29 protein-coding genes and 2 tRNA genes are annotated in these 19,771 nt (G+C 66.8%); 23 read left to right on the top strand and 8 right to left on the bottom strand.

Annotated features, from left to right (window positions below):
- The 4 genes from ICN82_RS04375 to ICN82_RS04360 all read left to right on the top strand — a co-directional run.
- The coding region (locus ICN82_RS04375; RefSeq protein ID WP_193180029.1) for a uroporphyrinogen-III synthase at positions 1-403 on the top strand (403 nt) is incomplete at its 5' end.
- A gap of 74 nt (positions 404-477) precedes the next feature.
- Positions 478-2,175 (top strand): hypothetical protein, encoded by a 1,698-nt coding sequence (locus tag ICN82_RS04370; protein WP_193180028.1) that lies wholly within the window; start codon positions 478-480, stop codon positions 2,173-2,175.
- Positions 2,176-2,185: 10 nt separating this feature from the next.
- On the top strand, positions 2,186-3,643 hold the full coding sequence (locus tag ICN82_RS04365; RefSeq protein WP_193180026.1) for a heme biosynthesis protein HemY: 1,458 nt from the start codon (positions 2,186-2,188) through the stop codon (positions 3,641-3,643).
- A 64-nt stretch (positions 3,644-3,707) separates the two neighbouring features.
- Positions 3,708-3,783: transfer RNA gene (locus tag ICN82_RS04360), tRNA-Thr, on the top strand.
- Positions 3,784-3,989: 206 nt separating this feature from the next.
- On the opposite strand, the gene ICN82_RS04355 is transcribed toward ICN82_RS04360, so the two are convergent.
- From ICN82_RS04355 to ICN82_RS04325, 7 genes are all read right to left on the bottom strand, one after another.
- Complete coding sequence (locus ICN82_RS04355; protein ID WP_226898279.1) at positions 3,990-4,634, bottom strand: hypothetical protein; 645 nt, start codon at positions 4,632-4,634, stop codon at positions 3,990-3,992.
- A 235-nt stretch (positions 4,635-4,869) separates the two neighbouring features.
- A complete protein-coding gene (locus tag ICN82_RS04350) occupies positions 4,870-5,358 on the bottom strand; it encodes a helix-turn-helix domain-containing protein (RefSeq protein ID WP_193180024.1) in 489 nt (162 codons plus the stop codon).
- A gap of 160 nt (positions 5,359-5,518) precedes the next feature.
- On the bottom strand, positions 5,519-5,797 hold the full coding sequence (locus tag ICN82_RS04345) for a hypothetical protein (RefSeq protein ID WP_193180022.1): 279 nt from the start codon (positions 5,795-5,797) through the stop codon (positions 5,519-5,521).
- A 94-nt stretch (positions 5,798-5,891) separates the two neighbouring features.
- Positions 5,892-6,173 (bottom strand): hypothetical protein, encoded by a 282-nt coding sequence (locus tag ICN82_RS04340; protein ID WP_193180020.1) that lies wholly within the window; start codon positions 6,171-6,173, stop codon positions 5,892-5,894.
- Positions 6,174-6,265: 92 nt separating this feature from the next.
- A complete protein-coding gene (locus ICN82_RS04335) occupies positions 6,266-6,448 on the bottom strand; it encodes a helix-turn-helix transcriptional regulator (protein ID WP_193180018.1) in 183 nt (60 codons plus the stop codon).
- A gap of 282 nt (positions 6,449-6,730) precedes the next feature.
- Positions 6,731-7,888, bottom strand: a complete 1,158-nt coding sequence (locus tag ICN82_RS04330; protein ID WP_193180016.1) for a tyrosine-type recombinase/integrase — start codon at positions 7,886-7,888, stop codon at positions 6,731-6,733.
- Between the two features lie 133 nt (positions 7,889-8,021).
- A complete protein-coding gene (locus tag ICN82_RS04325) occupies positions 8,022-8,186 on the bottom strand; it encodes a hypothetical protein (protein WP_193180014.1) in 165 nt (54 codons plus the stop codon).
- A 312-nt stretch (positions 8,187-8,498) separates the two neighbouring features.
- Between ICN82_RS04325 and ICN82_RS04320 the strand changes: the two genes are divergently transcribed.
- From ICN82_RS04320 to ICN82_RS04250, 15 genes are all read left to right on the top strand, one after another.
- On the top strand, positions 8,499-9,614 hold the full coding sequence (locus tag ICN82_RS04320) for a porin family protein (protein ID WP_193180012.1): 1,116 nt from the start codon (positions 8,499-8,501) through the stop codon (positions 9,612-9,614).
- A 79-nt stretch (positions 9,615-9,693) separates the two neighbouring features.
- Positions 9,694-9,767: transfer RNA gene (locus ICN82_RS04315), tRNA-Gly, on the top strand.
- Between the two features lie 198 nt (positions 9,768-9,965).
- Complete coding sequence (gene rpmC, locus ICN82_RS04310; RefSeq protein WP_138469789.1) at positions 9,966-10,175, top strand: 50S ribosomal protein L29; 210 nt, start codon at positions 9,966-9,968, stop codon at positions 10,173-10,175.
- 4 nt (positions 10,176-10,179) lie between these two features.
- On the top strand, positions 10,180-10,413 hold the full coding sequence (gene rpsQ / locus ICN82_RS04305) for a 30S ribosomal protein S17 (RefSeq protein WP_193180010.1): 234 nt from the start codon (positions 10,180-10,182) through the stop codon (positions 10,411-10,413).
- A gap of 97 nt (positions 10,414-10,510) precedes the next feature.
- A complete protein-coding gene (gene rplN / locus ICN82_RS04300; protein WP_072708063.1) occupies positions 10,511-10,879 on the top strand; it encodes a 50S ribosomal protein L14 in 369 nt (122 codons plus the stop codon).
- A gap of 1 nt (position 10,880) precedes the next feature.
- Positions 10,881-11,186, top strand: coding sequence for a 50S ribosomal protein L24 (gene rplX / locus ICN82_RS04295; RefSeq protein ID WP_193180001.1), 306 nt, complete (start codon positions 10,881-10,883; stop codon positions 11,184-11,186).
- The gene (gene rplE, locus ICN82_RS04290) at positions 11,186-11,746 is read left to right on the top strand and encodes a 50S ribosomal protein L5 (RefSeq protein ID WP_193179999.1); all 561 of its coding nucleotides are present in this window, start codon (positions 11,186-11,188) and stop codon (positions 11,744-11,746) included. Before rplX ends, rplE begins: the two co-directional genes overlap by 1 nt.
- Before the next feature lie 16 nt (positions 11,747-11,762).
- Complete coding sequence (gene rpsN / locus ICN82_RS04285) at positions 11,763-12,068, top strand: 30S ribosomal protein S14 (protein WP_193179997.1); 306 nt, start codon at positions 11,763-11,765, stop codon at positions 12,066-12,068.
- A gap of 13 nt (positions 12,069-12,081) precedes the next feature.
- Positions 12,082-12,474: a 30S ribosomal protein S8 gene (gene rpsH / locus ICN82_RS04280; protein ID WP_193179988.1), complete on the top strand. Its 393-nt coding sequence runs from the start codon at positions 12,082-12,084 to the stop codon at positions 12,472-12,474.
- Between the two features lie 10 nt (positions 12,475-12,484).
- Positions 12,485-13,018 carry a 50S ribosomal protein L6 gene (gene rplF, locus ICN82_RS04275; protein ID WP_193179986.1) on the top strand — a complete coding sequence of 178 codons (534 nt, stop codon included), beginning with the start codon at positions 12,485-12,487 and terminating at the stop codon, positions 13,016-13,018.
- Between the two features lie 11 nt (positions 13,019-13,029).
- The gene (gene rplR, locus ICN82_RS04270; protein ID WP_193179985.1) at positions 13,030-13,389 is read left to right on the top strand and encodes a 50S ribosomal protein L18; all 360 of its coding nucleotides are present in this window, start codon (positions 13,030-13,032) and stop codon (positions 13,387-13,389) included.
- 146 nt (positions 13,390-13,535) lie between these two features.
- Entirely contained in the window at positions 13,536-14,096 is a 561-nt protein-coding gene (gene rpsE / locus ICN82_RS04265) for a 30S ribosomal protein S5 (protein ID WP_193179983.1), read from the top strand.
- 11 nt (positions 14,097-14,107) lie between these two features.
- Positions 14,108-14,296 (top strand): 50S ribosomal protein L30, encoded by a 189-nt coding sequence (gene rpmD, locus ICN82_RS04260; RefSeq protein WP_138469797.1) that lies wholly within the window; start codon positions 14,108-14,110, stop codon positions 14,294-14,296.
- 146 nt (positions 14,297-14,442) lie between these two features.
- A complete protein-coding gene (locus ICN82_RS04255) occupies positions 14,443-15,216 on the top strand; it encodes an alpha/beta hydrolase (RefSeq protein ID WP_193179981.1) in 774 nt (257 codons plus the stop codon).
- Positions 15,217-15,289: 73 nt separating this feature from the next.
- Positions 15,290-15,598 (top strand): hypothetical protein, encoded by a 309-nt coding sequence (locus tag ICN82_RS04250; protein ID WP_193179979.1) that lies wholly within the window; start codon positions 15,290-15,292, stop codon positions 15,596-15,598.
- 12 nt (positions 15,599-15,610) lie between these two features.
- Here the strand turns inward: ICN82_RS04250 and ICN82_RS04245 are convergent, their stop codons facing one another.
- The gene (locus tag ICN82_RS04245; protein WP_193179977.1) at positions 15,611-16,138 is read right to left on the bottom strand and encodes a GNAT family N-acetyltransferase; all 528 of its coding nucleotides are present in this window, start codon (positions 16,136-16,138) and stop codon (positions 15,611-15,613) included.
- Positions 16,139-16,353: 215 nt separating this feature from the next.
- On the opposite strand from ICN82_RS04245, the gene ICN82_RS04240 reads away from it, so the two are divergent.
- From ICN82_RS04240 to ICN82_RS04225, 4 genes are all read left to right on the top strand, one after another.
- Positions 16,354-16,962 carry a vWA domain-containing protein gene (locus tag ICN82_RS04240; protein ID WP_226898278.1) on the top strand — a complete coding sequence of 203 codons (609 nt, stop codon included), beginning with the start codon at positions 16,354-16,356 and terminating at the stop codon, positions 16,960-16,962.
- Positions 16,963-17,097: 135 nt separating this feature from the next.
- Positions 17,098-17,619, top strand: a complete 522-nt coding sequence (rplO, locus tag ICN82_RS04235) for a 50S ribosomal protein L15 (RefSeq protein ID WP_193179973.1) — start codon at positions 17,098-17,100, stop codon at positions 17,617-17,619.
- Positions 17,620-17,723: 104 nt separating this feature from the next.
- Positions 17,724-19,079, top strand: a complete 1,356-nt coding sequence (gene secY / locus ICN82_RS04230; protein ID WP_193179971.1) for a preprotein translocase subunit SecY — start codon at positions 17,724-17,726, stop codon at positions 19,077-19,079.
- A complete protein-coding gene (locus ICN82_RS04225; protein WP_193179969.1) occupies positions 19,076-19,657 on the top strand; it encodes an adenylate kinase in 582 nt (193 codons plus the stop codon). Before secY ends, ICN82_RS04225 begins: the two co-directional genes overlap by 4 nt.
- Positions 19,658-19,771: the final 114 nt, after the last annotated feature.

The raw sequence follows: 19,771 nt of genomic DNA, 5'->3' as shown, positions 1-19,771 counted from the left end.
CCTGGTCGCGCTGCTTTCGGCCGAACGCCCGGCGGGGCGGCTGCTTCATCTGCGCGGGGCGCATGTCGCGGGTCCGCTGGCGGCGCCGCTGCGCGCGGCGGGGCTGGATGTGGCCGAGATGGTGACCTACGACCAGCGGCCGCTGCCCCCCGGCGCGGCGGCGCGGGCGCTGCTGGCGCGGCCGGGGACGGTTCTGCTGCCGGTTTTCTCGGCGCGGTCCGCGCGGCTTCTGGGGCCATGGCTGCGGGATGCGGCGGCGCAGCTGCGCGTTGCGGCAATCAGCCCTGCTGTGGCCGCGGCCCTGCCTGTGCAGAGTGCCGCCAGACCCGACGTGGCCGCACGTCCGGATTCCGGTGCGATGCTGGACCTGCTGGCCAGGCAGGATGCCGGTTTGCGTGCTTGAGAAACCGCACGTTGCCAGTCTAAGTTGCAAATCGGGACAGACCCGGCGGACAGCTCCAGGGAGAGGACGCAGTTTTGAGTACGGATGACAAGCGCGCGCGGCAGGATGCGGCCGATGACGGCAAAGCAACCGGCAAGGACATCTCGGCGGACCCCCCTGCGGTCGAGGATGCCGAGATCGTCCCCGAGACCGCGCCCGGGACCTCGTCCGGCGAGGCGGCCGCGGAAGGCGGGCCCGCCGAGGCAGAGCCTGCCGAGGACCCGGATACGGACGCCGCCGCCGCGTCAGGCCCCGAAACCGGCGCCGCGACGGTCGAGGCCGATCCCGCGCTGACCCGCGAGGAGGCCGAGGCCGCAATCGAGGACCCCGCCCTGGAGGGGACCGCGCCCGCCGCCGATCCGGTTCCCGCCGACGACCAGCTGCCGCCGGTCCGCGACGCGGCAGGCGAAGCGGGCGCCGCGCCGGAACCCGACACGGCGCAAGAGCCGCGGCAGCCTGCTGCACCGGCCGCCCCCGCAGCGGCCTCCGGCCAGGGCGGCGGCGTCTTCTCCACCGTGTTCGGCGGCGTGCTGGCGGCGCTGATCGGCTTCGGCGCGGCGCAATTCGTGCAGGTGGACTGGCTGAGCATGACCGGCCTGGGCAAGGATCCGGTCGCGGCCGAGCTGGAGGCCGTGCAGAACCGGCTGGACCGGCTGGAGGCAGATACCGGAACCGCGGTGGAGACCGCCGTGGGCAATGTCGCCGACGGGCTCTCGGGCGAGTTCGCCGGCATGTCAGGCAAGTTCGACGATCTGGTGGGCAATCTGGGGGGGCTGCAATCCGAGGTCGCGGGCACGCTGGGCTCGGTCAATGACCTCTTGGCCTCGGCCGAGGGGCAGATGGAGACCGTCGCCACCTCGATGACCAATGTCGAACAGCGCCTGACGGGCGTGGGCGACCGGCTGAACGGGCTCGACCAGCGCCTGGCCGAGGTCGATGAACGGCTCGTCGCGGTGGAGAAGCGCCCGCTGGTGGAAAGTTCCGACACCGCGCGGGCCGCCTTCGATGCCTATGAACGCCAGCTGGAGGAGCTCCGCGGCATCCTGGAGCGGCAGCGCGCCGATGCCGACGGGCTGGAACAGCGGCTGACCGACATTTCCGCCGCATCCGCCGCCGAGCTGACCGCGATGCAGGAGGAGGCGCAGAAGGATCTGGCCTCCGCGCAGGACGAGGCGGCCGCACAGGTCGCCGCGGCCGAGGAACGCGCCCGGGCCGCCGAGGCGGAGGCGGAGGCGCGCGCCGAGGCGGCCGTCGCCCGGGCGGCGCTGGCCCAGGTGGAGGCGGCGCTGAATGCGGGCATCCCCTACGAGACCGCACTGCCGGCGCTGGAGGCGGTGACGGAGCTGCCGCCGGTGATCCGGGAGAACGGGGCCTCGGGCATTCCGACCCTCGCCGAGTTGCAGCAGGACTACACCCCCGCCGCGCGGGACGCCCTGCAGGCGTCGCTGACGGCAACCATGTCCGAGGATCCGGGCAACCGGCTGATGGCCTTCCTGCGCACCCAGACCGGCATCCGGTCGCTGGAGGCGCGCGAGGGCGACGATCCCGACGCGGTGCTGTCGCGGATGACGGTCGCCGTCGAGGGCGGGGACCTGGAGGCGGCGCTGGCCGAATTCGACGCGCTGCCCGCCGAGGGGCAGGAACCGCTGGCGGCCTGGGCAGACCGGGCGCGGGCCCGGGTGGCGGCCGATGCCGCGCTGCCCGGCCTGGCCGATGCCGTGAACACGAACTGAGGACGGGACCATGCTCTGGACACTCATCAAGATTCTGGTCTTCGTCGCGGTGGTCGCGGCAGCCGTCTACGGCATCACCCTTGTCGCCGCCTCCGGCGAGACGCTGACCGTGCTTTTCGCCGGCTACGAGATCACGCTGGGCCCGATCCAGGCGCTGATCGCGGTGCTGCTGCTGTTCGTGGCGGTCTGGATCGTGCTGCGCATCGTCGGGCTGGTGGTGGCGCTGCTGCGGTTCATCGCGGGCGACAAGACGGCCTTCACGCGCTGGTTCTACCGTCATCGCGAGAAACGCGGCAATCAGCTGCTGACCGAGGGGATGCTGGCGCTGGCCTCCGGCGACAGTCGGCTCGCGCTGCGCAAGGCCCGGGCCGCCGATGGCAAGCTGCCCCATGACGAGGTGGCGGTCCTGCTGGCGGCGCAGGCGGCCGAGCAGATGGGCGACCGGACCCTGGCGGTGGACAGCTACAAGAAGCTCCTCTCCAGCGACCGGACGCGTTTCGTCGCGATCCGCGGGCTGATGCGGCAGAAACAGGCCGAGGGCGACGAGCGGACCGCGCGCAAGCTTGCCGAGACCGCGCTGAAGCTGAAACCCGATCATTCCGAGGTCGCCGACCAGCTGTTCCTGATGCAGACCCATGAACGCGACTGGGCCGCGGCGCGGTCGACCATGGGGCTGAAACGGCGCCACAAATCGGCGCCCAAGGACCTGGCGCGGCGCCGCGACGGCCTCCTGGCGCTGTGCCAGTCTTGGGACCTGCGCCGCGAGGGCAAGCTGGAGGAGGCGCGCAAGGCGGCGCTGGAGGCGGCGAAGGAGCTGCCCAATTTCGCCCCCGCCGTGGTCGAGGCTGCCAAGGCGCAGCTGGAGGCCGGGTCCGCGGTCAAGGCCGCGCAGCTGATCCGCACGGCCTGGGCGGCAGAGCCGCATCCCTCCCTGGCCGCGGCCTATGCCGCGATCGACCCTGCGGAGACGCCGCAGAAGCGGCTGAAACGGTTCGGCGACCTGGTCCGCAAGGATCCCTCCCATCCGGAGGCGCGGATGCTGATGGCGGAGCTGAACATCGCCGCCGAGGATTTCCCGCAGGCGCGCCGGACCCTCGGTGACCTGGTGGAGACCGCACCGACGGCGCGCGTCATGACGCTGATGGCGGCGGTGGAGCGCGGCGAGGGCGGAACCGATACCGCGGTCAAGGCCTGGCTGGCCAAGGCGGTCACCGCGCCGCGCGGCAATGCCTGGGTCTGCGAGGTCGAGGGCGCGGTCTATGCCGAATGGCAGCCGGTCTGCGATGTCTGCGGCAGCTTCGACACGCTGGCTTGGCGTCCCGCCCCCGCCTCGGAGGCGATGCCCGAGGTCTCGGCCGGCATGCTGCCGCTGATCGTCGGCGCCCTGGAGGACCAGTCGGCCGATCCCTCCGCGGAAGAGGCCGCGACGGTCGAGGCGACCGCCGAAGAATCGACCGTCAAGGCGTAATTTCGGTCTTTCGCTGGTAGCAGGGATTTGCTACCAGCCGCTCCACGGTGCTTCGGGCACCGGCGCCGCAGTAGCTCAGCTGGTAGAGCACGTCATTCGTAATGATGGGGTCGGGGGTTCGAGTCCCTTCTGCGGCACCAATTCCTCCTGGAAATAGAAGTAATTTCAGACGGTTGTGCATAGATCGTCTAGCTGAGCCCCACCGCCAGCCCCACCTTTTTGCCTCGATGCAGGCAGCTTTCGGGTCCTTCCGGCGCTTTCCGTCCATGGGTATTTCGTCACCCCGGCATCCGGCTAGCGCCAGAATCCCCCCGCGCGCCACCACAGGTCAAGATCCCGGCGCCAGCTAGAGCGCCATGCCTCGCCAGCGTTCCACGAATTGCCACTCCCAGGTCTCGCGCAAGGCGTCATGCTCGGCGCAAAGCCGGGCGTAGGTCTCACGGTGCATCCCCTTCGGCCGCCCAAGGTCGCTGCCATCGAGGACGCCGCCCGGCCAGCCCAGACGTTCCCTGAGCCTGTCCGCTTTCCGCGCGGCGCGGTCTCCGGCATCCTCCCGCTGCGATGGATAGGCCAACCCGTGACAGCGGCGACAGGCAAAGATGCGACCGCCGTAGAGCACCGCCACGCGCCGCCCGCAGCCGCGCGCCGGGCAGAGGAACCAGCGCCGGGCACCGCCCAGATGGCAGGGCGTCGAGACCAGCGGCACGGGATAATTCATCATCTCCCAATCGCCGCTGCCGCCCCGCACCCGGTAGTCGAGCACGATGCGCCCCGCCTCGGCCCGGATCTCGATGCGGCCAACCTCGGCCCCGCCGCGCGTCCAGGTCAATGTGCTGGACAGGCCCGGCTCAAGCCAACCGCCGCGCGCCAGCTTGCGGACGTCGAGTTGCCGGTAGGCGTCCACCGTGTCCCGGCCATCGAAGCGCCAGCGCCGCCCAGAGCCTACGCCGCCCATCGCCGCCCTCGGATTTTTCCCGAAATCATGTGGCAAATCCTCCTTCCATCGGTCGATCCGAAATTCTTGAATTGGGGATGCGTGCATGTGTCTGGCCGCACCGGTCTGCGGGCGGAGGCGTGCGGACTTTTGCCACCCCCCTCCCGTCCCGGCAACCATGCCCGCGCTTGCCGTGGTCCGGCGCTTCCCCGCGCTGCCCTACTGCGGTGGCCCATGGCCAGATGTGCAGATGTCATCAATCCTGTGACGGCCCGGCTCGGAAACCTCGCCATCACGTCACTATTTTCAGGACGGGACCGGCGTTGTGGCCGGACTTTCGGTCGCCGCCGTCCTGCTTTCCTTGACGGGGTGTCCTGTTTCCTGTGCGGGGCTTCTGTTCTGGCGTCCAACTCGCGAAGGCCTTCCGGGCGGGCTTCCCGTCCATCGTCGCTTCCTCATCGAGCGCCCAATGGCTTGTCTCGCCGATGCCGGACGGCCCGAGGCAATGCCCCCTTTTGGCATGAATGAAGCCCCGCGCTTCCAACTCATCGAACCAGCCGCCGACTGTATTGCGGTGGACGCTGAGCAGCCGCGCGGCGTCTCGATAGCTCAGGAGGATTTGGCCGTTGTTCGCGCCGTTGTAGCGGCGCTTCAACTCGATGTAGAGCGCGCGCGGCCCCGGCTTGAGCGTTGCCCAAGCTTCGGTCGCCTGCACCCATTCGTGGAGCTGGACGAAACGTCCAGCCCCCTTCTTGCTGCGCTTGTAGGGCTTGCGGCTCATCGGTCGCTTCCTTTCCCGATCAAGGACAGCCAGAGCCGGACGGCAACCCAATGCTCCCGGCAACCGCCCAGCGAGACCCAGGCGCCTTCGGTCGCCCCGGCCGCCATCTGCTTGACCACATGCCACCGGCCGCCCCGGCGCTCGATACGGACGCGGCCCGTCATCGCGCCGCCTCCTTGGCCCCCGGCCGGAACGTGTCCGGCAGGGTGTCGAGTTCTGCGACGGGATTGCCGCCGTTGTCGCGCCACAGGCGCAGCAGCGCGGCGCGGCTGCGGCAATAGGCCAGAGCCTCCCACCGTGCCCCGGCCGGGCTTGCAGCGCGCGTCCGGCGCTGCAAGATCCATTGGAAGCGGTCCCGGCAGGTGACGACGCGCAAGGCGTCCTGCCGGATCAGTTCGCCTGCGTAGGTGTCGGCGGTTTCGCGGTGGTCGCCGGTCATTCGCGCCCCTCCCCGAAAGCCAGTTCCGCGATGCGTGCGGCGACGGAGGGATGCAGCCAGTAGAGGCGGCAGAGCCGGGCGATGCGAAGGACGTTCATCCGCGGCCCGCCGTTTTCAGTGCGGAGGGCGGGAACCGCAGCTTGTTCCGGTCGCAGCCGGGGCGGAGCTTGTACTCGGCGGTGTTCTCCGGGCCGGTGTACTGGGTATCAATCGGCCAGTCGTATTTATGGATGAGCCGGTGGATGATTGCCGCCAGCCGGTGCGCGCGGACTTCGCGGATTGCCGTCTCATGGTTGAGCGTGCGGCCCGAAAGCAGCGCCTTGCAGGTCCAGCGGACTTGGCCGCCGTTGCTGAATGCTAGGTCGTGGTTTGCCATGACTTCTGTGCCTCTGGTTTGCACCAAAGGGCGGAATCGCTTGCCGCTAGGCTATGAAGCAAGCACCCCGCCACAATGGGGCGGGGTTCCAACTACATGCTGCTCTTGTCTGTGCGCTGTTCGAGCCAGGCGATGACCGTGCTTTCCGGCCACCCGACGGCTCTCTTGCCCAGTCGCAAGGGCTTGGGGAAGTTCCCCTCTGACATCATACTGTAGATGGTAGACCGCGAAAGCCCGGTCACGTGCTCGACATCACGTCGCCTCAAGATCCGCATTTTGTTGCTCCGTCGCCGCCCAGGCGCCTTGCCCTGAGCACTTTGAGTGTGCGAGACTGAGGTACAGAGGGACCAATCCATAACCCTTCGAACCTCGACCAATCCGGTTTTGGCGAACCGGATTGGTCATCAAGGCTTCTCACTTGCCCTGATACGATTCGATGGTACTGCATTCCGCGGGCGGCTCAAGTAGGCTGCTTAGGTCCCGTGAATCTTTCTCGATTTCGGCCATATATTTATTGGATAACTTCTTTTCTTATAAGTGCCTTACGGCCAGATATTTTAGGCGCTCTGTAAATGGCGCGCCCAAAACTCTAAGAGTTGTCGCCTTTGTTCTAAGTAGTCTGTCCGCCTGTAGGCCCGCTCTACCGCACCGCCGACCACATGCCCCAGCATGGTCTCGGCCACTTCATAAGGTGCGTCAGTCGCTTCCGAGAGCCAGACGCGCAGCGATGACCGAAATCCGTGCGGCCGCGCCGTCATCTTCCGGCGTTCCATCATGCGGCTCATTGTGGCATCGGAAATTACGTCCCGCTTGGTCCCGAACAACAACCTGTCCCGCGCGGTGGGTCGCGCCAAGTCAATCACCCGCAGCGCCTCGGCCGATAGGGGAACGCGGAAATCCGGTGTCTTGTCCTTCCGGCCCTTCATCGCTTCGCCGGGGATGGTCCAGACGTCGCCGTCGATCTGGTCGAGGTGCAGGTAGCGGAGCGGCCGCGACCGCACGCCGGTTAGGATGAGCAGCCGCAGCGCCAGATGCGAAAGCGTCACATCGTCGAGCGATTGATAGAAGGCAGGGACGTCCTGCCAAGGCAGAGCGGGGATGTGCTCGGCCTTGTGCCGTTGCTGGCCCAGCAGGAGCTTTGCCTTGTCCGCCGCCTGCAAATCCACGGCCAGCCCCAGCGCGGCAGCGTGCTTGAGGCAGATCCCCAGCCGGTTCATCGCCTTCCGCGCGGTGTCGGCCTTGCTGTGCCAGATCGGTGCCAGCGCGTCCCGGATGTCGATCTGGTCGATTTCGGCAACTGGCTTGTCGCCCAGCTTGGGAAGGATGTGCAGTTCAAGAGGCGAGAACCAGCGGCCCGCCACGCCGTCGCCCTTCAACTCGGCCTTGCGTGCCTCGAAAGCGTCATCGGCAATGTCGCGGAGAAGGTGCAGATTGCGCCGCATTTCCCGGCGCTGCTTCTCGCGCTCCGTTATCGGGTCCAGCCCGTCGCGCGCCTGTGCCCGGCACCGGTCGGCCTTCTCGCGGGCTTCCTTGAGCGAAACCGCCGGGAAGGCGCCCAGCCCCATCTCGCGCCGCCGCTTCCCCTGCTTGAACAGGTAGAGCCACTTCCCGGCCGTCTCGTCTCGCTTGTGCAGCCAAAGCCCGCCGCCGTCGCCATAACGGCCCGCCGGGGCGGTCCTGACCTGTGCAGCACTCAGCTTATTCAATGCAGGCAAGTTCCAGCCCCACCGCCAGCCCCACCCTAGATGTTGGGATGCCCCGGAAGTTACCGGAACAGGACGGAAAGACAAATAGCTATTTTTCTGTTATATAGCAGTCAGATCGGAAATTACCGGAACCGGCCGGAACCTAAATATAGGGGCATTCAATGCCCTTCTGCGGCACCACTTCCTTCCGGATTTGAAACACGATCAGGCGGTTGCGCGGTAATTGCGCGGTCGGTCCCTGCTGCCTGTCCGGCTTGCATCCGCTGATGCCGGCAGCCTCCGGGTCCCGGCGCTGCGGTGTGGCCATGTGCAGGCCGCCTCCCGGCCTCCGCCCCGCGGCGCGGAGATGCCACGCGCGTCACGGCCGGAGTTGCGGCGGCCCGCTCCTTTGCCGCGCCCTGCCGGCGCTGCGCGACCTGCCCTTTCCGGGTTGGGCGCAGGGTATCATCCGGGGCGGAGGGGGACGGGTTGCCCGTTGGCAACGGGTCCGTCGCGCATGGGCCTTGGCCGGGCTCGGACCTCGCTGCAATGGCGCATTGCCGCTATCCTCGATGCAGGACGCGGATCCGCCGCCCTCTGCGGGGCGGGCCGCATATCATCCCAGCAGCCAGGGGGAATCATGCCAGTCACACTGTCAGGGGCACGCGCGGCCGGTCTCGCCGGCGTCATCATCGGCGCGCTGCCCGCCATCGCCGCCGCGCAGAGCTATTCCAGCGACACCGGCGGGACCGTCACCTTCTACGGGCAGGTCAGCCCGACCTTCATCGGCCTCGATGACGGCCGCGACTCCGAGGGCGTGCTGGCGGATAACGCGCATTCCAATACCCGCCTGGGGTTCGATCTGGACCAGAGCCTGAGCGGGGGCGCCGCGCTGCGCTTCAAGCTGGAAACCGGGCTGGGGGCGCCGCAGAGTTCGTCTTTCAGCCAGGACGACGCGCCCGGCTGGACCTGGGAGAAGACCGACCTTCGCCATGCCGACCTGTCGCTGGAGGCCGGTTTCGGCACGCTGTCGCTGGGGCAGGGCTCGATGGCCTCCGACGGGATCGCCGGGAGCGACCTGTCCGGAACCGCGCTGGCCAGCGCCGTGGCGACGGGCGATACCGCGGGCGGCTACCTGTTCCGCCGCGAGGACGGCGCGCTGAGCGATGTCGCGATCAGCGATGTCTTCACCGATTTCGACGGCGGCCGGAAGGGGCGCATCCGCTACGACACGCCGGAGGTCTCGGGCGTCACCCTCGCGGTGGCCTATGGGCAGGAGGTGCTGGCCGGGGATGACGATGCCGATTACTACGATATCGGCCTGTTCTACGATGCCGAAATGGGCGAGCTCAGCCTTGCCGCCGGGCTTGGCGGAGGCTGGAAGGATGACGGCGGCGACGTCTCGCAAAGCTGGGCCGGGTCGCTGTCGCTGCTGCATGCGCCCACCGGCCTGACCGGCACGGTGGCGGGGGGCGGCGATCCCGATGGCGGGTCCTATGTCTACGTCAAGGCGGGGATCCTGCGCGACTGGTGGCAGATCGGCAGCACCGCCGTCTCCGTCGACCATTATGCCGGGGAGGACCTGGGATCTGATGGCGCGGAAAGCCGCCAGACCGGCATCCAGATGACCCAGAGCGTGGATGACTGGAACACGGAATTCTATCTCGGCTATGCCGAATACAGCCATGAGGATGACAGCGGCGCCGAGTACGAGGATGCTGCCTCGGTCATAGCCGGGATGCGCTGGCGCTTCTGAGCCGCGCCTTGCCCTTGCGGGAATCCCGTCCCGGGGGGCTTGCCTCGCCGCACGGCATCTTCTATGTCTCCGGGACGGCGCGGGTATGGTGAAATGGTATCACACGAGCCTTCCAAGCTCTTGGTGTCGGTTCGATTCCGACTACCCGCTCCAGTCTTCCCCCGGATGATCCCGCCGCTGCCGCGGCATGTGCCGATCCGCAGCTGAGCGGCCTGTAGCGAAAAGCGCCAGACTCTGCTTGTCATCCTGCCGTCATCCGCGTATAGGGGCCGCTCATTCACCGACTCCACCGGAATCAGAGTGACCTCGAACGCAGGGGGCTCTCCGGTGATTGTGCAAAGGAAAAGGGCGATGAACGCCAAGGAACTTCGCGAGAAGACCCCGGACCAGCTGCGTGACCAGCTGGCCGATCTGAAGAAAGAGGCCTTCAACCTCCGCTTTCAGGCAGCCACGAACCAGATGGAAAACACCGCACGGATCCGCCAGGTCCGCCGCGATGTCGCCCGTGTCAAAACTGTCCTGAACCAGAAGGCAGCCGCAGCTGCCCAGCCGGAGGCCTGAGTCCATGCCCAAACGCATCCTGCAAGGTGTCGTCACCAGCGCGGCCAACGAACAGACCGTCACCGTGTCCGTCGAACGCCGCTTCAAGCACCCGGTCCTGCAGAAGACCATCCGGAAATCCAAGAAGTACCGGGCGCATGACGAAGAGAACACCTTCAAGGCCGGTGACAAGGTCCGCATCATCGAATGCGCGCCGAAGTCGAAGACGAAGCGCTGGGAAGTGCACGGCACCTGGTAAGGTGCCAGCTTTCCTCTGAGCGGATATTCCGGAAGGGCAGGCCCTTCCGAACTATTCGAAACCCTGGGACCCGTTCCCAAAGGTCGGGAGACTAACCATGATCCAGATGCAGACCAATCTGGATGTCGCTGACAACTCCGGCGCCCGCCGGGTTCAGTGCATCAAGGTCCTCGGCGGCTCGAAGCGGAAATACGCTTCCGTGGGCGACATCATCGTCGTCTCGGTGAAGGAAGCCATTCCGCGGGGCCGCGTGAAGAAGGGCGACGTGCGTAAGGCAGTCGTCGTCCGGACCGCCAAGGAAGTTCGCCGCGAAGATGGCACCGCCATCCGCTTTGACCGCAACGCTGCCGTTATCCTGAACAACAACGGCGAGCCGGTCGGCACCCGTATCTTCGGGCCGGTCGTCCGCGAGCTGCGCGCGAAGAACTTCATGAAGATCATTTCGCTGGCACCGGAGGTGCTCTGAGATGGCTGCTAAGCTGAAAAAAGGCGACAAGGTCGTCGTCCTTGCCGGCAAGGACAAGGGCAAGCAGGGCGAGATCCAGTCGGTCAACCCGTCTGCAGGCAAGGCCGTGGTCGAAGGCGTGAACGTCGCCATCCGCCACACCAAGCAGAGCCAGCAGTCGCAGGGCGGCCGCGTTCCGAAGGCGATGCCCATCGACCTGTCGAACCTCGCGCTCCTGGACAGCAACGGCAAGGCCACCCGCGTCGGTTTCCGCATGGAAGGCGACAAGAAGGTGCGTTTCGCCAAGACCACCGGGGAGACCGTCTGATGCTGGACGCCACCGATTACACCCCGCGCCTCAAGACGCTGTACCGCGACGAAATCCGCAGCAAGCTGCGCGAAGAGTTCGGCTACAAGAACGTCATGATGATCCCGCGCCTCGACAAGATCGTCCTGAACATGGGCGTCGGCGAGGCGGTCAACGACACCAAGAAGGTCAAGTCGGCCTCCGAGGATCTGTCGGCCATCGCGGGCCAGAAGGCCGTCATCACCAAGGCGAAGAAGTCCATCGCAGGCTTCCGCGTCCGTGAAGGCATGCCGCTGGGCACCAAGGTCACGCTGCGCGGCGACCGCATGTACGAATTCCTCGATCGCCTCATCACGATCGCCATGCCCCGCATCCGCGACTTCCGCGGCGTGTCGGGCAAGTCCTTCGACGGCCGCGGCAACTATGCCACCGGCCTGAAGGAACACATCGTCTTCCCGGAAATCGAGTTCGACAAGGTCGACGCGGTTCGCGGCATGGACATCATCATCTGCACCACCGCTTCGACGGATGCGGAAGCCAAGGCGCTGTTGAAAGCTTTCAACATGCCGTTCAACAGCTAAGGCGAGGATCGAGGACATGGCAAAAAAATCCATGATCGAACGCGAGAAGAAGCGGGAACGCCTGGTGGAGCAGTATGCCGCCAAGCGCGCCGCTCTCAAAGAGATCGCGAATGACGAGAACCGTCCGATGGAAGAGCGCTTCAAGGCCCGCCTGAAACTGGCGAAGCTGCCGCGCAACTCCTCGGCAACCCGGCTGCACAACCGCTGCCAGCTCACCGGGCGTCCCCACGCCTATTACCGCAAGCTCAAGGTCAGCCGTATCATGCTGCGCGACCTCGGCTCCGCAGGCCAGATCCCTGGTCTCGTGAAGTCCAGCTGGTAAGGGAGGTAAACACATGAACGATCCTCTCGGCGATATGCTCACCCGCATCCGCAACGCCCAGCTGCGCCGCAAGTCGACCGTGGTCACGCCTGCTTCCAAGCTGCGTGCCTGGGTTCTCGACGTGCTGGCGGACGAAGGCTATATCCGCGGCTACGAAGCGACCACCGGCGAAGATGGCCATCCGGCCCTCAAGATCAGCCTGAAGTACTTCGAAGGCACGCCGGTCATCCGCGAGCTGAAGCGCGTTTCCACCCCCGGCCGCCGGGTCTATGCCGGCGCCACCGAGATCCCGCAGGTCCGTCAAGGTCTGGGCATCTCCATCGTCTCCACGCCGAAGGGCGTGATGACCGATGCGAGCGCCCGTCAGGCCAATGTCGGCGGCGAAGTTCTCTGCACCGTTTTCTAAGGAGGGCAGAATGTCTCGTATCGGCAAGAAACCGGTCGCCCTTCCTTCGGGTGTGACCGCAGAGATCAAGGGCCAGACGGTCGAAGTGAAGGGCCCGAAAGGGACCCGCTCCTTCACCGCCACCGACCATGTCAGCCTGTCCCTCGAGGATGGTGCCCTGACGGTGACCCCGGTCGGCAAGACCAAGGTTGCCCGCCAGCAGTGGGGCCTGACCCGCACGATGGTGGCGAACCTCGTCACCGGCGTGACCGACGGCTTCAAGAAAGAGCTGGAAATCCAGGGCGTGGGTTACCGCGCCCAGATGCAGGGCACGACGCTGAAGCTGGCTCTGGGTTATTCGCATGACGTCAATTTCGACGTTCCGGCAGGCATCACCGTGACCTGTCCGAAACAGACTGAGATCGTCGTCGAGGGCACCGACCAGCAGCTGGTTGGCCAGGTTGCCGCCAACATCCGCGAGTGGCGTGGACCCGAGCCCTACAAGGGCAAGGGGATCCGCTACAAGGGCGAGTTCATCTTCCGTAAGGAAGGTAAGAAGAAGTAAGGACGGGCAACATGGCCAACAGCAAACGGGAACTGTTCCTGAAGCGCCGTCTGCGCGTTCGGAACAAGCTGCGGAAAATGGCGAACGGGCGTGCGCGCCTGTCGGTGTTCCGCTCGAACAAGAACATCAGCGTCCAGCTGATCGACGATGTGCAGGGCGTGACCCTGGCCTCCGCGTCCACCCTCGAGAAGGATCTGGGCCTGGCAGGCAAGAACAACGTCGAAGCCGCAGCCAAGGTCGGCGCCCTCATCGCAGAGCGGGCCAAGGCGAAGGGCGTGGAGGAATGCTACTTCGATCGTGGCGCCTTCCTCTTCCACGGCAAGGTGAAGGCCCTGGCCGACGCCGCGCGTGAAGGCGGTCTGAAGTTCTGATCGCGGGCCCTTCGGGGCCTGCTTTCGCTCGAGACCTTTGCAGGCAGCGCCACGGCGCTGCCTCGATGATCCGGGAGTAGGGCAATGTCCCTCTCACCTGGGTTGGACAATGACGGCGCCCTGCGCCTGAGAAAAGGAAATGCCACATGGCAGAACGTGATAACCGCCGGGGCCGCGACCGCGACGAGAACCCGGAATTCGCAGATCGCCTGGTCGCGATCAACCGCGTCTCCAAGACCGTCAAGGGCGGCAAGCGCTTCGGCTTCGCGGCGCTCGTGGTCGTCGGTGACCAGAAGGGCCGCGTCGGCTTCGGCAAGGGCAAGGCGAAGGAGGTCCCCGAGGCCATCCGCAAGGCCACCGAGCAGGCGAAGCGCCAGATGATCCGCGTGCCGCTGAAGGAAGGCCGGACGCTGCACCACGACATCGAGGGCCGCCATGGCGCGGGCCGCGTCGTGATGCGTACCGCCCCGCACGGGACCGGCATCATCGCCGGCGGTCCGATGCGCGCCGTGTTCGAGATGCTGGGCATCGCGGATGTCGTCGCCAAGTCGACCGGGTCGCAGAACCCCTACAACATGATCCGCGCCACGCTGAACGGCCTCGGCCGCGAGACGAGCCCGCGGCAGGTTGCACAGCGTCGCGGCAAGAAGGTTGCCGACATCCTTCCCAAGAAGGACGACGCGGCGGCCGAAACGGCTGACGCATAAGGAGCGGACCCATGGCGAAAACCATCGTTGTCAAGCAGATCGGCTCTCCGATCCGCCGCCCGGAAGTCCAGCGCAAGACGCTGATCGGCCTGGGCCTCAACAAGATGCACAAGACCCGCGAACTGGAGGACACCCCCTCCGTGCGCGGCATGATCAACAAGATCCCGCATCTGGTCGAGATCGTCGAAGAGCGCGGCTGAGCCGTCCTTCCGACCTGATCCTGCGACGCCCCGGTCCCTGGCCGGGGCGTTTCGCGTTTCGGCGCCGTTCCGCCTGTCGTGATGGGCTGTGGCGGAACACCTGGCGATGCGGCCGCGTTTGCAGGCATCTGAACAGGAGTTTGCCCGTGCCTTCCCTTCGACAGATCGACCTTTCCCATGACGGCCGTGTCCTGCGCGGCGCCTTCCACGCCCCCGAACGCAGCCTGCGCGGCACCGTGATGCTGGCCCATGGCCTCGCCCGCAGCCGCACCGAACCCAGCCGCCTCCTGGTGGATCTGGCGCGCGCGCTTCAGGCCGAGGGGTTTGCCGTTCTGGCCTTCGACCGGGCCGGGCACGGCGAGAGCGACGGCGATCTGGCCGAGGCCGCGATCCCCGACGAAATCGACCAGCTCTCCGCCATGCTCGACTATGCCCAGGGTCCGGGCCCGGCGCGCGTCCCGGTCCACATGGTCGGGCACGGTCTGGGCGCCGCGGAGCTGGCCGTCCTGGCGGCCCGGAGGCCGGGCGATGTGGCCAGCCTTCATCTCTGGGCGCCGGCGGGCAATATCGCAGAGACCCTGCGCGACGGGCATGTCGAGGGCGTGCCCCTGGCCGGGACGGGCCCCACCGATTTCCGGGGCCAGGGGCTTGGCGGCGGGTTCCGCGCCGCGGGGCAGGGGCTGGACATGCTGGCCGGGCTGAACCGGATCACCTGTCCCGTCAGCCTGCATCACGGCAGCGAGGACGCCATCGTGCCCGTGCCGGTCAGCGAATTGTACCTGATGGCGATGCCCCAGGCGCTGCGGCGGCTCTACCCGCTGGGGGATCACGACTTTTCCCGGCTCGACCAGCGGCGCGTGCTGATCGCGTCGACCGTGGAGGCCATCGCCGATGCGGCCGAGGCCCGGCATGCGGCGTGAGGGCGTGCATTCGGCCTTTCCCCGGCCCGGGGCGGGGGCTATCCTTGGTTCCTGATCACGAGGCGAGCAGAACATGTATGACATGAAGACGGCGTTCAGGGCGGTCGAGACCTGGCAGCAGGTCAACCTGGCCTACGGGCGGATGATACTGTCGGCAGGCGAGGTGGTGCAGAAGCGCATGCTCCAGATGGCGCTCGGCACGATGAAGTCCGAAGAGGCGGCCCGCATGGTGCTGGAAAAGCCCGCCGCCTTCGCCAAGTCATTCGAGATGGCCAGCCGCGCCGCGGCGGGCAGCAAGGGCACGGCCGAGGCGATGCTGGCCGCGATCCGCCCGATCGAGGCGAGCACCCGCGCCAACAGCCGCCGCCTGCGCAAGCCCTGACCGCCCGCCGGGTCAGCCGGAGGCGAAATCCAGCCGCGCGACCCTCAGCGCGTGATCCTCGGCATCGGGCGTGACGGTCATGTCCAGCCGCCGCGCCAGCCCCAGCATCCAGCTGTTCTCGGCCGCGATGCAGCCCCGGATGCCCGCCGCGCCGCGGGCGCGCGCGACCTCGATCACCGCTTCCGTTGCCTGCCGGGCCAGGCCCATCCCCTCGGCCTCCGGGCGCATCGAGACGGCAAATTCCGCGATGCCGCCGGCCGCCAGCTCCGCCACCCGCGCGCCGCCGAGGATATCCCCTTCCAGCGCGTCCCGCCCTTCCACCACCAGGCAGACCTCGCGCCGCGGATCCGGGCTGCACCATCGGGCGGCCATGTCCGGCGGCAGATGCGGCAGCGGACGCAGGAAGCGGAACCACCGGCTCCGGGCCGGCATCGCGTCGAAAACCCGGATCAGCGAAGGGGCATCCCCGGGCCGGATCGGCCGCAGCCGGTAGGGCGTGCCGTCATGCGCGCGGATTTCGCGCGGTTCGGGAAGGGTCATGGGGCATAACCTCGACAGGGCATGGCACGATCCTAGCGCAGGAGGGCGGCTGCCGGAAGTTTCGGCACCGACGCGCCCTTCGGGCCGATTGCCGGAAGCCCGCACTTGCCCCTGCGTTATGCCGGGCGCAAGAATGCGGGATGCGCGCGCTATTGACGGCTCTAGCCCTGATCTTGCCCACCGCCCTTGCCGCCCAGGATTGCAGCCGGGATGCCATGGTCGTTTTCGACGGCTCGGGCTCCATGTCGGAAATGGGGTTCAACCAGCTGGCCGAACCGCGGATCCACGAAGCCCGTCGCGCGGTGAGGACGGTCATGCCCCGGCTCGACGGGTTGCGGCGGATCGGGCTGATGATCTACGGCCCCGGTCCCGGCGCCACCTGCGAGAATATCGAACTGCGCTTTCCGCCGATCCCGGACGCCGCGCGACCGGTGATCGAGGCGGTGGAGGCGCTGCAGCCGGATGGCGAAACACCCCTGACGGAGGCCGTCCGCCGGGCCGCCGCGCTTCTGGCGGAAGGCGGCGGGGCGGGGGATGTCGTACTGGTGACGGATGGAAAGGAGACCTGCGGCGGGGCGCCCTGCGAGCTGGGCGCATACCTGGCCGCGGCGCATCCGGGGCTGCGTGTGCATGTGATCGGCTACAAGGTGCGCGGCGAGAGATTCCCGCGCGACGGCGATGCGCCCGGGACGGAGTCCATGTCGACCGCCCGCTGCCTGGCCGACCAGACCGGCGGCAGCTATGTCCCGGCCGAAACCACCGAGGAACTTGTCGCCGCGCTGCAGGTGACGCTGGGCTGTCCGCTTTACGGTCGGCTGCGCTGAGCCGGAATCGCCTTGATCCGTTCGGGATAGGGGACTATACGCGCGCGGTGGTCCCGAGGGATCCGAATCCATAATCAAGAAAAGCCGTGGCTGGCCCATCCGCTTCAGGGGTCACATCCGGCAAGGAGAAGCGACATGAAACTGCACGAACTTCGCGACAATCCCGGCGCAGCCCGCAAGGCGAAACGCGTCGCACGCGGCCCCGGCTCGGGCAAGGGCAAGACCGCCGGCCGTGGTATCAAGGGTCAGAAATCCCGCTCGGGCGTTTCGATCAACGCCTATGAAGGCGGCCAGATGCCGCTTTACATGCGCCTGCCGAAGCGCGGCTTCAACAAGCCGAACCGGAAATCCTATGCCGTCGTCAACCTGGGCGTGCTGCAGAAATTCATCGAGGCCGGCAAGATCGATACCGCGCAGCCGGTGACCGAGGACGTCCTGGTCGCATCGGGCCTGGTGCGCCGCAAGCTGGACGGCATCCGCGTGCTGGGCAAGCTGGCCGGCACCGTCGACGAGCAGGGCACCCTGACCGAGACCGAGTTCGCCCAGAAGATCGACCTGCAGGTCACCGCGGTTTCCGCCTCGGCGAAAGAGCTGATCGAGAAAGCCGGCGGTTCCGTGACCGTCAGCGCCCCTGCGGCCCCTGCGGCAGAAGCTTAATCGCTTGTGAGCGGGGGCAGCCCCGCTTACTACTTCCACAGGTTTTCCAAGCGCCGCCGACCGGAAACCGGTTTGGCGGCGCTGTCGTTATCAAGAGAGGCGCAATGGCTTCAGCAGCGGAACAGATGGCGCAGAATCTCAGCTGGGGGGCTTTCGGCAAGGCCACCGAGCTGCGCCAGCGGATCCTATTCACCATCGGTCTCCTGATCGTCTACCGCCTGGGGACCTATATCCCGGTGCCGGGCATCGACGGCGGCGAGCTCCGGGCCTTCATGGAGCAGGCCACGACCGGCATCGGCGGCGTGCTGAACATGTTCACCGGCGGCGCGATCAGCCGCATGGGCATCTTCGCGCTTGGCATCATGCCCTATATCTCGGCCTCGATCATCGTCCAGCTGATGGGCGCGATGTGGGAACCGCTGCAGAACCTCAAGAAGGAAGGCGAGGCAGGCCGCAAGAAGCTGAACCAGTATACCCGCTACGGTACCGTGGCGCTGGCGCTGGTGCAGTCCTACGGCCTTGCCATGTCGATCGAATCCGGCGGGCTTGCCCATGATCCGGGCTGGTTCTTCCGCATCGGCTGCATGATCACGCTGGTCGGCGGCACGATGTTCCTGATGTGGCTGGGCGAACAGATCACCGCCCGCGGCATCGGCAACGGCATCTCGCTGATCATCTTCGTCGGCATCATCGCCGAGATCCCCGCCGCGCTGGCACAGTTCTTCGCCCAGGGCCGCGCGGGCACTGTCGGGGTCGGCACGATCCTGGCCGTGATCGCGATGATCCTGGTGACGATCGGCTTCGTCGTCTTCATGGAACGCGCGCTGCGCAAGGTGCATATCCAGTATCCGCGCCGTCAGGTCGGGATGAAGATGTATGACGGCGGATCCAGCCACCTGCCGATCAAGGTCAACCCGGCCGGCGTGATCCCCGCGATCTTCGCCTCCTCGCTGCTTCTGCTGCCGACGACGCTCGCGACCTTTTCGGGGTCGGATACCGGGCCGGTGATGTCCACGATCCTGGCCTATTTCGGGCCGGGCCAGCCGCTGTATTTACTGTTTTTTACAGCGATGATCGTGTTCTTCACTTACTTTTACACCCAGAATGTGGCATTCAAGACCGAAGATGTGGCGGATAACCTGAAGAATCAGGGGGGATTCATCCCCGGGATTCGTCCGGGCAAGCGGACCGCCGACTATCTCGACTACGTGGTCGTGCGACTTCTTGTCCTCGGTTCCGCGTATTTGGCTCTTGTTTGCCTGCTTCCCGAAGTCATGCGGTCGCAGTTGAGCATTCCCTTCTACTTCGGCGGCACTTCCGTCCTTATCGTGGTCTCCGTTACGATGGACACGATCCAGCAGGTCCAGTCGCACCTTCTGGCGCATCAATACGAAGGCCTGATCGAGAAGTCACAGCTCCGGGGGAAGAGGCGGAGCAAGAAAGGGACGAGACGCAAATGAACATCATCCTCCTAGGACCGCCCGGGGCGGGCAAGGGCACGCAGGCGCAGCGGCTGATCGACAGCCAGGGCATGGTCCAGCTGTCCACCGGCGACATGCTGCGCGCCGCCGTGAAGGCGGGCACCGAGATCGGGCTGAAGGCCAAGGCCGTGATGGATGCGGGCGATCTGGTCTCCGACGAGATCGTCATCGGCGTCGTCTCCGAACGTCTCGAGCAGCCGGATGTCCAGGCGTCCAGCGGCGTGATCTTCGACGGCTTCCCGCGGACCTCGGCCCAGGCCGAGGCACTGGACGGGCTGCTGGCGGAGAAGGGCATGACCCTGGATGCCGTGATCGAGATGCAGGTGCCGGACGAGCTGCTGGTCGGGCGGATCGAGAAGCGCGCCGCCGAAACCGGTGGCACCCGCGCCGATGACAATGCCGCCACCCTGAAGAAGCGCCTGGCCACCTATCACAAGGACACCGCGCCGCTTGTCGAGTATTACCGCGGCACCGGCAAGCTGCGCACCGTCAACGGCGACCAGCCGATGGACGATGTCACCGCGGCGATCCTGGATGCGCTGGCCGTGTCGGCCTGAGCCGGGCAAGACGCGCAGGGAGGGGGCCTTCGGGCCCCTTTTTTCTTGGGCAGGCGCCGGGGGACGGGCCGCACGAAAACCCGATTTGCACCCCCGGCCGTTCTGTGAGATAGT

Origin of the sequence: Mangrovicoccus algicola (assembly GCF_014903745.1) — a bacterium.
Taxonomy (GTDB): domain Bacteria; phylum Pseudomonadota; class Alphaproteobacteria; order Rhodobacterales; family Rhodobacteraceae; genus Mangrovicoccus; species Mangrovicoccus algicola.
Note: the sequence above shows the minus strand (reverse complement) of the source record. Positions and strands in the feature narration are given on the sequence as shown.